At 61.3% G+C, this 13,265-nt stretch carries 15 protein-coding genes; 6 read left to right on the top strand and 9 right to left on the bottom strand.

Annotated elements, in window-relative coordinates; all coding sequences use genetic code 11:
• Positions 1-49 precede the first annotated feature (49 nt).
• The 6 genes from hemA (at position 50) to GIW28_RS06300 (ending at position 5,414) form a co-directional block, all read left to right on the top strand.
• The gene (hemA, locus tag GIW28_RS06325) at positions 50-1,339 is read left to right on the top strand and encodes a glutamyl-tRNA reductase (protein WP_017137638.1); all 1,290 of its coding nucleotides are present in this window, start codon (positions 50-52) and stop codon (positions 1,337-1,339) included.
• The gene (gene prfA, locus GIW28_RS06320; protein WP_099549221.1) at positions 1,336-2,418 is read left to right on the top strand and encodes a peptide chain release factor 1; all 1,083 of its coding nucleotides are present in this window, start codon (positions 1,336-1,338) and stop codon (positions 2,416-2,418) included. The genes hemA and prfA overlap by 4 nt, the downstream gene beginning before the upstream one ends.
• Positions 2,419-3,249, top strand: coding sequence for a peptide chain release factor N(5)-glutamine methyltransferase (gene prmC, locus GIW28_RS06315; RefSeq protein WP_017137636.1), 831 nt, complete (start codon positions 2,419-2,421; stop codon positions 3,247-3,249). It begins immediately after the preceding gene.
• Complete coding sequence (locus GIW28_RS06310; protein ID WP_099549223.1) at positions 3,243-3,998, top strand: molybdopterin-synthase adenylyltransferase MoeB; 756 nt, start codon at positions 3,243-3,245, stop codon at positions 3,996-3,998. The genes prmC and GIW28_RS06310 overlap by 7 nt, the downstream gene beginning before the upstream one ends.
• Entirely contained in the window at positions 3,991-4,785 is a 795-nt protein-coding gene (gene murI / locus GIW28_RS06305) for a glutamate racemase (protein ID WP_236445807.1), read from the top strand. Before GIW28_RS06310 ends, murI begins: the two co-directional genes overlap by 8 nt.
• A gap of 110 nt (positions 4,786-4,895) precedes the next feature.
• On the top strand, positions 4,896-5,414 hold the full coding sequence (locus tag GIW28_RS06300) for an acyloxyacyl hydrolase (protein ID WP_017137633.1): 519 nt from the start codon (positions 4,896-4,898) through the stop codon (positions 5,412-5,414).
• Positions 5,415-5,546: 132 nt separating this feature from the next.
• Here the strand turns inward: GIW28_RS06300 and GIW28_RS06295 are convergent, their stop codons facing one another.
• Genes GIW28_RS06295 through GIW28_RS06255 form a run of 9 tightly spaced genes read right to left on the bottom strand, consistent with a single transcriptional unit; the run spans position 5,547 to position 13,265 of the window.
• Positions 5,547-5,852 (bottom strand): YkgJ family cysteine cluster protein, encoded by a 306-nt coding sequence (locus tag GIW28_RS06295; protein ID WP_169986814.1) that lies wholly within the window; start codon positions 5,850-5,852, stop codon positions 5,547-5,549.
• A 54-nt stretch (positions 5,853-5,906) separates the two neighbouring features.
• On the bottom strand, positions 5,907-6,398 hold the full coding sequence (locus tag GIW28_RS06290) for a DUF2878 domain-containing protein (protein WP_176991533.1): 492 nt from the start codon (positions 6,396-6,398) through the stop codon (positions 5,907-5,909).
• Positions 6,391-7,662: an SAM-dependent methyltransferase gene (locus GIW28_RS06285; RefSeq protein ID WP_099549226.1), complete on the bottom strand. Its 1,272-nt coding sequence runs from the start codon at positions 7,660-7,662 to the stop codon at positions 6,391-6,393. The genes GIW28_RS06290 and GIW28_RS06285 overlap by 8 nt, the downstream gene beginning before the upstream one ends.
• Positions 7,649-8,458, bottom strand: coding sequence for a DUF1365 domain-containing protein (locus tag GIW28_RS06280; protein ID WP_017137629.1), 810 nt, complete (start codon positions 8,456-8,458; stop codon positions 7,649-7,651). The genes GIW28_RS06285 and GIW28_RS06280 overlap by 14 nt, the downstream gene beginning before the upstream one ends.
• The gene (locus tag GIW28_RS06275) at positions 8,455-9,702 is read right to left on the bottom strand and encodes an NAD(P)/FAD-dependent oxidoreductase (protein WP_236445809.1); all 1,248 of its coding nucleotides are present in this window, start codon (positions 9,700-9,702) and stop codon (positions 8,455-8,457) included. The genes GIW28_RS06280 and GIW28_RS06275 overlap by 4 nt, the downstream gene beginning before the upstream one ends.
• Positions 9,699-10,481, bottom strand: coding sequence for an SDR family NAD(P)-dependent oxidoreductase (locus tag GIW28_RS06270; protein WP_017137627.1), 783 nt, complete (start codon positions 10,479-10,481; stop codon positions 9,699-9,701). Before GIW28_RS06270 ends, GIW28_RS06275 begins: the two co-directional genes overlap by 4 nt.
• Positions 10,478-10,900, bottom strand: coding sequence for a nuclear transport factor 2 family protein (locus tag GIW28_RS06265; RefSeq protein WP_017137626.1), 423 nt, complete (start codon positions 10,898-10,900; stop codon positions 10,478-10,480). Before GIW28_RS06265 ends, GIW28_RS06270 begins: the two co-directional genes overlap by 4 nt.
• The gene (phrB, locus tag GIW28_RS06260; protein WP_017137625.1) at positions 10,893-12,335 is read right to left on the bottom strand and encodes a deoxyribodipyrimidine photo-lyase; all 1,443 of its coding nucleotides are present in this window, start codon (positions 12,333-12,335) and stop codon (positions 10,893-10,895) included. Before phrB ends, GIW28_RS06265 begins: the two co-directional genes overlap by 8 nt.
• Positions 12,336-13,265 carry a MerR family transcriptional regulator gene (locus tag GIW28_RS06255; RefSeq protein WP_176991536.1) on the bottom strand — a complete coding sequence of 310 codons (930 nt, stop codon included), beginning with the start codon at positions 13,263-13,265 and terminating at the stop codon, positions 12,336-12,338.

The following is a 13,265-nucleotide window of genomic DNA, read 5'->3' as shown; positions in this document are numbered from 1 at the left end:
TTTCGAAGTAGGACAATTGTCGGCTTCCCGACATCATCAGCGATATTGAATGGCCTTCCTCGCACTCGGTATTAACCACAAGACTGCAACCGTAGACGTGCGCGAGCGCGTGGCGTTTACGCCAGAGCAGTTGGTTGAGGCCTTGCAGCAGCTCTGCCGGCTCACCGACAGCCGCGAAGCTGCGATCCTTTCGACCTGCAATCGCAGCGAGCTTTATATAGAGCAGGAACATCTCTCAGCGGATGTGGTGCTGCGCTGGCTGGCCGATTATCACCATTTGGATCTCGAGGACCTGCGCGCCAGTGCATATGTGCACGAAGAGGATGCGGCAGTTCGTCACATGATGCGCGTCGCCGCAGGGCTCGACTCGCTGGTGTTGGGCGAGCCGCAGATCCTCGGCCAGATGAAATCCGCCTACGCCGTGGCCCGCGAGGCTGGCACCGTCGGCCCGTTGCTTGGCCGTTTGTTCCAGGCTACGTTCAATTCGGCCAAGCAGGTGCGCACCGACACCGCCATCGGTGAAAACCCGGTGTCCGTCGCGTTCGCCGCCGTGAGCCTGGCCAAACAGATTTTCAGTGACTTGCAGCGCAGCCAGGCGCTGTTGATCGGCGCCGGTGAAACCATCACCTTGGTCGCTCGCCACCTGCATGACCTGGGCGTCAAGCGTATCGTGGTCGCCAACCGCACCCTGGAGCGCGCGAGCATCCTGGCCGAGCAGTTTGGCGCCCACGCGGTGTTGCTCTCGGACATCCCGGCCGAGCTGGTGCGCAGCGATATCGTCATCAGCTCCACCGCCAGCCAGTTGCCGATCCTGGGCAAAGGCGCGGTCGAGAGCGCGCTGAAGCTGCGCAAGCACAAACCGATCTTCATGGTGGATATCGCTGTTCCCCGTGATATCGAGCCTGAAGTCGGCGAGTTGGACGACGTTTACCTCTATAGCGTCGATGATCTGCACGAAGTGGTCGCCGAAAACCTCAAGAGTCGCCAGGGCGCAGCCCAGGCCGCCGAGGAAATGGTCAGCACCGGCGCCGAAGACTTTATGGTGCGCCTGCGTGAGCTGGCGGCGGTCGACGTGCTTAAGGCGTATCGTCAGCAGGGTGAACGCCTGCGCGATGAAGAATTGATCAAGGCCCAGCGCTTGCTGGCCAACGGCAGCAGCGCCGAAGAAGTGCTGATGCAATTGGCACGTGGCCTGACCAACAAATTGCTCCACGCCCCCAGCGTTCAGTTGAAAAAGCTTACCGCCGAAGGCCGCCTCGATGCGCTGGCCATGGCCCAGGAACTCTTTGCCCTCGGTGAGGGCGCGTCAGATAGCTCTTCGGATAAAAAACCGCAATGAAAGCGTCACTGCTCAATAAACTGGACGTGCTCCAGGACCGTTTCGAAGAACTGACCGCCTTGCTCGGCGATGGCGAGGTCATCTCCGATCAGACCAAGTTCCGCGCCTATTCCAAGGAATACGCCGAAGTTGAGCCGATTGTGGCCACCTATAAAAGCCTGATGAAAGTGCAGGCCGACCTCGAAGGCGCCCAGGCGCTGCTCAAGGACAGCGACCCGGACATGCGTGAAATGGCCGTGGAAGAAGTCCGCGAAGCCAAAGAGAAGCTGGCCGAGTTGGAAGGCGACCTGCAACGCATGCTGCTGCCCAAAGACCCGAACGACGGGCGCAACGTGTTCCTCGAAATCCGCGCCGGCACCGGTGGCGACGAGGCGGCAATCTTCTCCGGCGACCTGTTCCGCATGTACTCGCGCTACGCCGAGCGACGTGGCTGGCGGGTCGAGATTTTGTCCGAGAATGAGGGTGAGCACGGCGGCTATAAAGAAGTCATCGCCCGGGTCGAAGGTGACAACGTCTACGGCAAGCTTAAATTCGAGTCCGGCGCGCACCGCGTGCAGCGGGTTCCGGCGACTGAATCCCAGGGCCGTATCCACACCTCGGCGTGCACCGTGGCCGTGTTGCCCGAGCCGGACGAGCAGGAAGCCATTGAGATCAACCCGGCGGACTTGCGTGTCGACACCTACCGTTCGTCGGGCGCCGGTGGTCAGCACGTGAACAAGACCGACTCGGCGATCCGGATCACCCACTTGCCGTCGGGCATCGTGGTCGAATGCCAGGAAGAGCGTTCCCAGCACAAAAACCGTGCGCGGGCCATGTCCTGGCTGTCGGCCAAGCTCAACGACCAGCAGACCAGCGCCGCCGCCAACGCGATTGCCAGCGAGCGCAAGCTGCTGGTGGGCTCGGGCGACCGCTCCGAACGCATCCGCACCTACAACTTCGCCCAAGGCCGGGTCACCGACCACCGGGTCAACCTCACGCTTTACTCCCTCGACGAAATTCTCGCCGGCGGCGTTGATGCGGTGATCGAGCCTTTGCTGGCCGAATACCAGGCCGATCAGTTGGCGGCGATAGGTGAATAAATGACCATTATTGCCAGCCTCCTGCGCGCCGCTGACCTGCCTGACTCGCCCACCGCGCGTCTGGATGTGGAACTGTTACTGGCCGCTGCCTTGGGCAAATCGCGCAGCTACTTGCACACCTGGCCGGAAAAAATCGTCAGCAGCGAAGATGCGCTGACCTTTGCCGATTACCTGCAGCGTCGCCGCACGGGTGAGCCGGTGGCCTACATCCTCGGTCAGCAGGGTTTCTGGAAGCTCGACCTGGAGGTCGCGCCGCACACGCTGATCCCGCGCCCGGAAACCGAGCTGCTGGTGGAAGCCGCCCTTGAATTGTTGCCGGCCACGCCTGCCAAGGTCCTCGACCTGGGCACCGGCAGCGGCGCGATCGCCCTGGCCCTGGCCAGCGAACGCCCGGCCTGGCAGGTCACCGCCGTTGACCGTGTGCTCGAAGCCGTGGCCCTGGCCGAACGCAACCGCCAGCGCCTGCACCTGAAGAACGCCACGGCGTTGAACAGCCATTGGTTCAGCGCGCTGCAAGGCCAGCGCTTCGATTTGATCATCAGCAACCCGCCTTACATTGCCGATAATGATCCGCACCTGGTGGCAGGCGATGTGCGCTTTGAACCGGCCAGCGCCTTGGTGGCGGGCCATGATGGGCTGGACGATCTGCGGTTGATCATCGCCCAGGCCCCAGCCCACTTGAATACCGGTGGCTGGCTGCTGCTCGAACACGGTTACGACCAAGCTGCGGCGGTACGTGATTTGTTGTCGGGTGAGGGCTTTGAAGAGGTCCACAGCCGCATCGACCTCGGCGGCCACGAACGCATCACGTTGGGGCGCCGCCCGTGCTGACCGACCAGGAGCTGTTGCGCTATAGCCGACAGATTCTGTTGCAACATGTCGACATCGAAGGCCAGCTGCGTCTTAAAAACGGCCATGCGCTGATTGTCGGCCTCGGCGGCTTGGGTGCGCCAGTCGCGTTGTACCTGGCCGCTGCCGGCGTGGGCGAGTTGCACCTGGCAGACTTCGACACTGTCGACCTGACCAACCTGCAACGCCAGATCATCCACGACACCGACAGCGTCGGGCAGGCCAAGGTCGATTCGGCCATGCGTCGCCTGGCCGGCATCAACCCCGAAATTACGTTGGTCGCCCATCGCACTGCGCTGGATGCCGATTCACTCGCCGCCGCAGTGGCCGCAGTAGACGTGGTGCTCGATTGCAGCGACAACTTCGCCACCCGTGAAGCCGTCAACGCCGCTTGTGTTGCGGCTGGAAAACCATTGGTCAGCGGTGCGGCCATTCGCCTGGAAGGGCAATTGTCAGTGTTCGACCCGCGCCGCGACGAAAGCCCGTGCTACCACTGTTTATATGGGCACGGCAGCGACACCGAGCTGACCTGCAGCGAAGCCGGTGTGGTCGGTCCGTTGGTCGGGCTGGTCGGCAGCCTGCAAGCACTGGAAGCGCTGAAGTTGCTGGCAGGCTTTGGTGAACCCTTGGTGGGGCGCTTGCTACTGATCGACGCCTTGACCACGCGTTTTCGCGAACTGCGCGTCAAGCGCGACCCCGGCTGCAGCGTTTGCGGGACGGCCCATGGTTAAGGACGCGCCCATCGGTGTGTTCGATTCCGGCGTCGGCGGCCTGTCGGTGCTGGATGAAATCCAGCAGTTGTTGCCCCATGAGTCACTGCTGTACGTGGCTGATGGCGGGCATATCCCCTACGGTGAAAAATCCCCGGCGTTCATTCTTGAGCGTAGCCGTTTGGTCGCCGAGTTTTTTCGTGAACAAGGCGCCAAAGCCTTTGTGATTGCCTGCAACACCGCAACCGTCGCCGCCGTGGCTGATTTGCGCCAGGACTATCCCGACTGGCCTTTGGTGGGTATGGAGCCGGCGGTCAAGCCAGCCGCCGCTGCCACCCGCAGTGGCGTGGTCGGCGTGCTCGCCACCACCGGCACATTGCAAAGTGCCAAGTTCGCAGCATTACTCGACCGCTTTGCCACCGACGTGCGGGTGATTACCCAGCCGTGCCCGGGCCTGGTGGAGTTGATCGAAACCGGTGACCTCAACAGCACCGCGCTGCGCCAGCTGTTGCAGGGCTATGTCGACCCGCTGCTGAGCGCCGGTTGTGACACCATCATCCTCGGCTGTACCCATTACCCCTTCCTCAAGCCGCTTCTGGCACAGATGCTTCCCCCTAGCATCATCCTGATCGACACCGGCGCTGCCGTGGCGCGTCAGCTCAAGCGTCTGTTGTGCGAACGTAACCTGCTGTCGCCCGGCAAGCCTGAGCCAGCGCAGTTCTGGACCAGCGGCGACGTCGATCACCTAAGAAATATCCTACCGACACTCTGGAAATCTCCCGGTGTTGTGCGTAATTTTGGCTTGTGAAAAATTCGTGAAACATCGCGGTTAGAAGCTGAACTTCTGGCATCGCGCAAGCTTCTATAGCGTTAGCCTGTACAAAACCATACGACTTCGATCTCAAAGGATGTGCTCTTATGAAGCGCTTGTTCTGTTTGGCTGCGATTGCGGCCGCTGTGGTGGGACACTCGGTTTCGGCCCAGGCCGCCGGCCTGGAATTTGGGGTGGGGGGCACCAGCGATTCGACCATGACCTATCGATTGGGGCTGACGTCGGATTGGGATAAAAGCTGGTGGCAGAGTGATACGGGCCGACTGACCGGCTATTGGAGCGGCGCTTACACCTACTGGGATGGCGACAAACGCGCGAGTGTCAGCAGCCTGTCGTTCTCGCCGGTGTTTGTGTACGAGTTTGCCGGGGAGAAGGTCAAGCCCTATATAGAAGCCGGGATCGGTGTCGCGGTGTTTTCACGTACGCGGGTTGAAGACAACAACATCGGCCAGGCCTTCCAGTTCGAAGACCGACTGGGCTTTGGTTTGCGCTTTGCCGGTGGGCATGAAGTGGGCATTCGCGCCACGCACTATTCCAATGCGGGCATCAGCAGCAATAACGACGGGGTAGAAAGCTACTCGTTGCACTACACCTACCCGTTGTAACTCTCAAGCCTGCGCAAAACCATGTGGGAGCTGGCTTGCCTGCGATGCAGACACCTCGGTTTATCAGTTACACCGAAGTGATGCTATCGCAGGCAAGCCAGCTCCCACATTTTATATCCACCACATTTTGGCTCAGCGATACGCCGTCGCAATGCCCTGGCGCTCTTCCAGGCACTCCGGCGCACCCATCTCGAATTCCCGACAGATCAACGGCCGCCGCTCGTAGATCGTGCACATCATCGTGTCCCGATCCAGCGCCGCGCACCAGCCGTCATCCAGGCGCAGCATCACTTCACCGCCCCAGTCGTCGGTATCGATATAGCGTTGCGGCACACCCGTGTCGGTAATCAGCATGACTTCCAGCTGGCAGCAGCAGGCCGCGCACGTCGAGCAGGTGACGGCGGGTTCGGAGATTTGAGTGTGGGGGATGTTGGTCATAGGCGCGCAGTGTAAGGCAAGCGCGCTGGGTGCGCATGAATGCTCTGACGGACGTCAGTGGCCAAGCTGTCGCGCCACCCAGTGCATGACGGGGAACAGGATCGCCCAAAGCAGCGCCAGGCCGATCAGCGTTAGCGTTGTGTCGTAGCCGAAACGCACACCGGCCAATTGGCTGCCGGCGTAGTAAGACAACGGCCCGCCCACCGCACCCAGCAGGCTGGCGCGCCACCAGGGTTGTGCGCTCCAGGCCAGGCAATGGCGCAGCGTAGTCGCGAGCAGTGCCCATAGCATGATTAGCCAGAAGGGAATCAGCGGCCCTGGAAAACCGAAGTGAAACACGCCAAAGGTGCGCAACGAGGTATCGACCACGGTGCCCAAAAGGGTCACGGCCAGGAGCACTTGGCCGTCTTCAGACCATGAGCTTGTCCACAGCAGGTGGATGACCAGCACACCAGCGCCCACCCATAACCAGCGGGTGTCACCGCCCAGCACACAGGCAAACCAACCGCACTGGAACAGCACGGCATTGGCCAGCGTTTTAAGCACTGAAACGCCCGAGCAACGGCGGGTTGATCGCCGCAGGCTTGGCCAGCAGCAACTGCGCGGTACCGATCGTTCGCTCCATAAACCCACCTTCGCAGTAGCACAAGTAGAATTCCCACAGGCGCAGGAAGTATTCATCGTAGCCCAACTCGGCAAGGCGGCCATGGGCGCGACGGAAGTTCTCATGCCACAGGCGCAAGGTGCGCGCGTAGTGCAAGCCGAAGTCTTCCATGTGCAGCAGGTTCATGTCGGTGTCGCGGCTGACGATCTGCAACATGTTCTGCACGGATGGCAGGGCGCCACCGGGGAAAATATAGCGCTGGATAAAGTCGACGCTGTTCTTGGCCTGCTCAAAACGCTGCTCACGAATGGTGATGGCTTGCAGCAGCATCAGGCCGTCGCTTTTGAGCAGGTGCGCGCATTGCTTGAAGTAGGTGGGCAGGAAGCGATGGCCGACCGCTTCGATCATCTCGATGGACACCAGCTTGTCGTACTGACCGGTCAGGTCGCGATAATCTTGCAGCAGCAGCTTCACCTGATCCTTGAGGCCCAAGGCCTCGATGCGTTTTTCGGTGTAGGCAAACTGTTCTTTGGACAAGGTCGTGGTGGTGACCTTGCAGCCATAGTGCTGCGCCGCATACAACGCCATGCTGCCCCAGCCGGTGCCGATTTCGAGCAAATGGTCAGTGGGTTTGAGCGCAAGCTTCTGGCAGATGCGTTCCAGCTTGTTCAACTGCGCCTGTTCCAGGCTGTCGTCGGGCGTCAGGAACTGCGCCGCCGAATACATCATGGTCGGGTCGAGGAATTCCTCGAACAGGTCGTTGCCCAGGTCATAGTGGGCGGCGATATTTTTCTGCGAGCCCTTGCGGGTGTTGCGGTTAAGCCAGTGCAGGCCTTGGGTGAACGGTCGCGCCAAGCGCGCCAGGCCGCCTTCCATTGCGTCAAGCACATCAAGGTTGCTGACCATCACACGCACCACGGCGGTGAGGTCCGGGCTGCTCCAGTAACCGTGGATAAACGCCTCGCCGGCGCCGATCGAACCATTGGCGGCCACCAAGCCCCAGACCGCCGAATCGTGGATCTGGATTTCGCCCAACAGATGCGCTTCGCGTGCGCCGAACACCTGGCGTTCACCCTCTTCAATCACTACCAACTGGCCGTGGCGCAGTTGGCTGAGCTGGCGCAGTACACCTTTGCGCAACAGCGCACTGGTCACGCCGTTGACGTTCAGGCGGTTGGTCTTGACCGATAAGCTAGGGGATTTCATGGCGGCGATCCTTGGTATACCCGACTGCGGTGCGAGAGGCGCCATCGGCGGCCTGATGGGAAAAAATCGGTGTGCGTTTGAGCAACAGGCGCATGGCTTGCCAGTAAATCGCCAGGCAGGTCTTGGCGGTCATCCACGGGAAGCGCCACAGGTAACGATGCAGGCTGGCGCGGGTCAGCGTTTCTTTTTGCAGGCTCAAGGTGGCGTCGAAGACTTTTTGCGTGCCCTGCCAATCGGCCATGTGCACACCCAGCCTGTCGGCCGGCGGGCTGAAACTCATGCGGTATTCCAGGTCGCGGGGTAAAAACGGCGACACATGGAACGCCTTGGCCACGGCGAAGTGTTGGTGTTCTTCGGCGCCGAGCGCCTGGGCCGGCAGCACATAGTGGTAACGCTCGCGCCACGGGGTGTTGGTTACTTCACACAGGATCGCGGCCAGTTGCCCGTCGGCCTCGAAGCAGTAGAAGAAACTCACCGGGTTAAAAGCCAGGCCCCAACTGCGGGCCTGGGTCAGTAGGCAGATAACGCCCCGGGGCTCGCGCCCCAGTGCCTTGCCGACTTCCTGGCGCACGGCATCGCTCAAGCTCATGCCGTGACGCGTGAATTCACGCAGGTAGTCCTGCTGGCGAAAGCCGAAGGGCGCCAGGCGGCTGTTGCCGGCCAGGGGTGATAGGCCGAGCACTTCGTCTTGTTCGCTCAAGTCCAGGTACAGCAGGCCGATGCGGTAGCGAAAGGCGTGGGCCTTGGGCGCAAACCGGCGATGGGCGATCCAGCCGCTGTACAGGGCGCTGTTCATAGGGTTTCGCCAAAGGCCTGGGCCACGCGTAATGCGCTGCTCACGCCGTCTTCATGAAAACCGTTGGCCCAGTAGGCGCCGCAGTAAAAGGTGTGCCGCGCACCGTGCAATTCTTCCCAGCGGTTTTGTGCGGCCACTGCCGCCAGGCTGTATTGCGGATGCGCATAGGTGTAGCGCGCGAGGATCTTCAGCGGGTTGATCATCGGCGTCTGGTTGAGGCTGACGCAAAAGGTGGTGTCGCTGTGGATGCCTTGCAGGATGTTCATGTCGTAAGTGACGGCCGCCTGGGTTTGCGCGCTGCCGCTCAGGCGATAATTCCAGCTGGCCCAGGCCAGTTTGCGATCGGGCAGCAGGCGCGTGTCGGTGTGCAGCACCACGTCATTGTCGGCGTAGGGCAGGGCACCAAGAATGTCCTGCTCAGCCTGGCTCGGGTCGGCCAGCAACGCCAGGGCCTGGTCGCTGTGACAGGCGAACACCAAGCGGTCAAAGGTCTCCCTGCCGGCGGGGCTGTGGATAACCACGCCGTCGACTGTGCGTTCGACTTTATCCACAGGGCAATTGAGGCGGATCTGCTCGCGAAAACTGCGGGTCAAAGGTTCGATATAACTGCTGGAACCACCTTCGATCACGCACCATTGCGGCCGATTGTTCACCGACAGCAACCCGTGGTTCTTGAAGAACCGCACAAAGAACTGCAACGGAAAACCGAGCATGTCCGCCAGCGACATCGACCAGATCGCCGCGCCCATCGGCACGATGTAATGGCGGATAAAGCGTGGGCCATAACCCCCGGCCTCGAGGTAGTCGCCCAGGGTCATATCGGCACTGATGCGTTGCTCTTGCAGGTCCAGCGGTGCCTGGCGATTAAAGCGCAGAATGTCGCGCAACATGCCCCAGAATCCCGGCGAGAGAATATTGCGGCGCTGGGCAAACAGGCTGTTGAGGTTATTACCGTTGTACTCGAAACCTGCGTTCTGGTCGCACACCGAAAAGCTCATTTCGGTGGGCTTGAAGGTCACGCCAATCTGCCCGAGCAGACGGATGAAATTAGGGTAGGTCCAGTCGTTGAACACGATAAAACCGGTGTCCACGGCATAGGGTTTACCTTTGACCGTGACGTTGACCGTGTGAGTGTGCCCGCCAATGCGCTCGCCCGCCTCAAACAGCGTGATGTCGTGGCGCCGACTGAGCAGGTAAGCGCTGGTCAGCCCGGCGATACCGCTGCCGATGATGGCGATCTTCACAGGTCGTCCTTCTTCGGTGGCGGGCTGCGCAGCATGCGTTTGCCGATAATCAGTTGCGCGCGGTTGGGCAGTTTCGACAATGGCCACAAGGTGGCGATAAACATCGCGGGGAAGGCGATTTCCAGCGGGCGCTTTTCCAATTTGGCGAAGATATGCCGCGCAGCCTTTTCGGCGGACCAGCTCAGCGGCATCGGGAAATCATTGCGTTCGGTCAGCGGGGTGTCGACAAAGCCCGGGCTGATCACCGTGACGTCGATGTTCTCCGGCGACAGGCTGATGCGCAGCGATTCGAACAGGTAACGCAGCCCGGCCTTGGACGCGCCATAGGCTTCGGCGCGTGGCATTGGCAGGTAGGTCACGGCGCTCGCAACGCCGACCAGATGTGGGGTGAGCCCTTTGCGCAACAGCGGCAGTGCAGCTTCGATGCAATAGCTGCTGGCAAGCAGGTTGGTGCGCACCACGTGCTCGACGATGGAGGAGTCGAATTGCCGGGCGTCGACATACTCACAGGTGCCGGCGTTGAGGATCACCGTATCCAATGAACCCCAGACCTCGCCGATGCGTTCACCGATCTCGCGCACGGTCTGGCTGTTGGTCAGGTCGCCGGCTACCACCAGCACTTGGCCTGGATAACGCTGGGCGAACGCTTCCAGCGGGCCTTTGCTGCGCGAGCTGAGCGCCACATGCGCGCCACTGTTGAGCAGTTCGACGGCCAGTGCGGCACCGATGCCACTGCTGGCGCCGGTCAACCAATAACGGCGGGGCGGTACAAGGCTCATCCCATTCTCCTTTTTAGCCAACTGACCACACGGCCGACTACCGGTAAGTGTTCATAGAGCAACGCGCCCGCATCGAAATAATCGCGATGGCGGTAGACCTTGTCGCGCCACATCAGGTGCGAGCAACCTTCCACCCGGATTACCTTGCCATTGGCCAGGCGCGGGTGGCAAAAACTCATTTTCCAGCGCAGGTAGCCTTCACCTTCGGCGACCTGGTCGAAGCCATGGAAGTCAAAACGCAACTGGCTGATGTTGCTGTACATCTCGGTGAAGTAACCGCGCAAAGCGGGCAGCCCATGCACTTCGTGCAGCGGATCGGTGAAGGCAATGTCCTGGCTGTACAAGCTGTCGAGCAGGTGCAGGTTGTGCTTGTCCAGCGTGGTAAAGGCTTGGGCGAACCGGTGCAGGAAGTCACTCATGTTCGGCGACCTCCTGGCGTGAAGGCAGGTTGCGGAAGGCGGCGAGGGCGCGCTCGCGGGATTTTTTCAGGTCGACAATCGAGCGTGGGTAATCTGCCGCGCCGAACAGGCCACCGGCGGCTTCGGGGTTGTGCACTTCTTTTTTGTTCAGCGCCGCCAACTCTGGCAGCCAGTGCTTGATGAACACCCCTTCGCTGTCGAACTTTTCCGACTGGCTCAACGGGCTGAAAATCCGGAAGTACGGTGCCGCGTCGGTGCCGGTGGACGAACTCCACTGCCAGCCGCCGTTGTTGGCGGCCAGGTCGCCGTCGATCAAGTGGCGCATAAAGAAGCGCTCGCCTTCGCGCCAGTCGATCAGCAGGTTCTTGGTCAAAAACATCGCCACCACCATGCGCAGGCGATTGTGCATCCAACCGGTTTCCAGCAGTTGGCGCATGGCTGCGTCAATGATCGGCAGGCCGGTGCGCGCTTGCTGCCAGGCGGCCAAGTCCTTGGGCGCATCGCGCCAGGCCAGTGCCTCGGTTTCGGGGCGGAACGCACGGTGGCGTGAGACCCGTGGGTAACCGACCAGAATGTGTTTATAGAACTCGCGCCACAGCAACTCGTTGATCCAGGTGATGGCGCCGATATCGCCGCTTTCGAACTCGCCCTGGTTGGTTTGCAGGGCGGCGTGCAGGCACTGGCGCGGCGAAACCACACCGGCGGCGAGGTAGGCCGAGAGCTGGCTGGTGCCGGGTTTGGCCGGGAAGTCGCGTTCGTCTTTGTAGTAGCTGATCTGTTGGTCGGCGAAGGCGTCAAGGCGACGCCGGGCTTCTTCTTCACCGGCGGGCCAGAAAGCGCGCAAGGTCTCGCTGGGCGGCGCGAAACCGTCGACCTGATCCGGGATGGCGTCGCTGTGCACATCCTGCGGTGCCTGTTGTTGCGGCGTGGCCACCAGGCGCGGCAAGGCGCTGTGCAGGCGGCTGTAGCAGACCTTGCGGAACTGACTGAACACCTGAAAGTAAGTGCCGGTTTTGGTCAGCACGCTGCCGGGTTGGAAAAACAGTTGGTCGAGGTAGCTGTGGAACGTCACACCGTCAGCCTCCAGGGCGTTGGCCACGGCCACATCGCGACGGCTCTCGTGGATGCCGTATTCCTCGTTGACGTGCACCGACTCCACTGACAGTTCCCGGCACAGTTTGCCCAGCACGGCGGGCGCCTGGTCCCAGGTGTCGGCGGTGCGAATCAGCAAGGGAATGTTCAGTTCGCCAAGGGCCTGGCTCAGGTGCTTGAGGTTACGCAGCCAGAAATCGACTTTGCAGGGTGCATCATCATGGGCCAGCCATTGCTGCGGCGTGATCAGGTACACGGCGGCAACCGGGCCGCGCTGGCAGGCGGCGGCGAGGGCGGTGTTGTCGTGTAGGCGCAAGTCGGTGCGCAGCCAGATCAAATGCATTTAGACAATTCCACGCTGGATCAGTAACTGGTGGGCTGACAAGGGGTCTTCGGCCACGAACAATTCAGGAGTGTCACGGGTTAATACGGCTAACTCGTCCTGGTGGATGCATACCGTTGGTCCGGCAATCAAAATTGGGCAACTGATGCCGCCCAACAGTTTGCCGAGTGCCGACAAGTGGAGGGCTTTGCTTGAGTACAGCAGCACCGCACGCGGTTGCAGGTGTTCCACGGACAGGGCCAGTTCGCCGGTCGGCAAAGGCCAATCAAAAACCTCCACGGGGCAGTCGGCGCTGCTGGCCAGCCAGGCGCTAAGCCACAGGTGTGGCTCCAGGGGCACGTCTGACTGGTTGACCAGCAGCAACGGCGCGCCCTGGAGCTGGCGGTTGTTGTGGTAAATGCGCGCGCCGAACTTGCTGCGCAGCCAGGACAGAAAAAACACTCGCTCCATTTGCGCGCCGAACTGGCCCTGCCAGCGTTGCTCCAGCGCGTTGAGCAGCGGCAGCATCAATTGCTCACACAAGGTGCGCGGCGGGTACAGCGCCATGGCCTGGTTGAACAGGTCGTCGACCCGGCGTTCGGCCAATTCGCTGATTGCGGTGAGCAGTTTATGACGCAGCACATGCCATTCATTTTCGACGCTGTCGGGGCTGGCCTGGGCGGAATCGATCAAGCCTTTGACCTGGCTGACCGGCACACCACGGTTGAGCCAGGTCAGAATGGTGTGGATGCGTTGTACATGTTCGGCGCTGAACAGCCGATGGCCCTTGGGCGTGCGCTGGGGCACGATCAGGCCATAACGGCGCTCCCAGGCGCGCAGGGTCACGGCGTTGACGCCGGTCTGGCGCGCCACTTCGCGAATCGGCAGCCAGCCGTCTTCGATGGCTTGGGCGATGTCTTCGACAGGGTCGTCTTGCAGGGCAGGTGTCAT

The sequence above is a fragment of the Pseudomonas sp. PA-5-4B genome (assembly GCF_021606215.1).
GTDB lineage: Bacteria > Pseudomonadota > Gammaproteobacteria > Pseudomonadales > Pseudomonadaceae > Aquipseudomonas > Aquipseudomonas edaphica.
The sequence above is the reverse complement of the archived record's forward strand: the minus strand, read 5'-3'. Positions and strand labels throughout refer to the sequence as shown.

Excerpts from the sequence above, each read along its gene's own strand:
- hemA (WP_017137638.1), top strand. The coding sequence starts at position 50 with ATGGCCTTCCTCGCACTCGGTATTAACCACAAGACTGCAACCGTAGAC.
- prfA (WP_099549221.1), top strand. The coding sequence starts at position 1,336 with ATGAAAGCGTCACTGCTCAATAAACTGGACGTGCTCCAGGACCGTTTC.
- prmC (WP_017137636.1), top strand. The coding sequence starts at position 2,419 with ATGACCATTATTGCCAGCCTCCTGCGCGCCGCTGACCTGCCTGACTCG.
- murI (WP_236445807.1), top strand. The coding sequence starts at position 3,991 with ATGGTTAAGGACGCGCCCATCGGTGTGTTCGATTCCGGCGTCGGCGGC.
- GIW28_RS06300 (WP_017137633.1), top strand. The coding sequence starts at position 4,896 with ATGAAGCGCTTGTTCTGTTTGGCTGCGATTGCGGCCGCTGTGGTGGGA.
- GIW28_RS06295 (WP_169986814.1), bottom strand. The coding sequence starts at position 5,852 with ATGACCAACATCCCCCACACTCAAATCTCCGAACCCGCCGTCACCTGC.
- GIW28_RS06285 (WP_099549226.1), bottom strand. The coding sequence starts at position 7,662 with ATGAAATCCCCTAGCTTATCGGTCAAGACCAACCGCCTGAACGTCAAC.
- GIW28_RS06280 (WP_017137629.1), bottom strand. The coding sequence starts at position 8,458 with ATGAACAGCGCCCTGTACAGCGGCTGGATCGCCCATCGCCGGTTTGCG.
- GIW28_RS06270 (WP_017137627.1), bottom strand. The coding sequence starts at position 10,481 with ATGAGCCTTGTACCGCCCCGCCGTTATTGGTTGACCGGCGCCAGCAGT.
- GIW28_RS06265 (WP_017137626.1), bottom strand. The coding sequence starts at position 10,900 with ATGAGTGACTTCCTGCACCGGTTCGCCCAAGCCTTTACCACGCTGGAC.
- phrB (WP_017137625.1), bottom strand. The coding sequence starts at position 12,335 with ATGCATTTGATCTGGCTGCGCACCGACTTGCGCCTACACGACAACACC.
- GIW28_RS06255 (WP_176991536.1), bottom strand. The coding sequence starts at position 13,265 with ATGACACCTGCCCTGCAAGACGACCCTGTCGAAGACATCGCCCAAGCC.